Source organism: Bradyrhizobium cosmicum (assembly GCF_032290525.1).
In the GTDB taxonomy this organism is placed as follows: domain Bacteria; phylum Pseudomonadota; class Alphaproteobacteria; order Rhizobiales; family Xanthobacteraceae; genus Bradyrhizobium; species Bradyrhizobium cosmicum_A.
Window position 1 is genome coordinate 1 of record NZ_JASXTA010000207.1, and the last position, 275, is coordinate 275.

General features: G+C 61.5%; 1 pseudogene. It reads right to left on the reverse strand.

Going from position 1 to position 275, the window contains the following annotated elements:
- Positions 1 to 275, reverse strand: a pseudogene (locus tag QSV46_RS39675) (hypothetical protein); the annotation flags it as partial.

A 275-nucleotide genomic window follows, 5' to 3' on the forward strand; every position in this document is an offset into this window, starting at 1 on the left:
GGCTGATGCCTGCGCGCCAGTTCTCGGCCAGGAAGCTCTCGAGCTCGCCGATCTGCTCGGCGAAACCGTGCGCGGTGTTGCCTGATAGCGTGACGTCTTTCCAGATCAGGCCTTGCGCTGACGTGACCGAGCGTGGTGTCAGCCACGGCGCCTCGGCGTAATAGAGGTTGGTCACGACCAGCACGGTGGCGGGATGCTCGAACAGGCGGTCCGCCATTTTCTCCAGCATTAACCGGACGTCTTCGTAACTGATTTCCTTCGCCACGACATAGAGC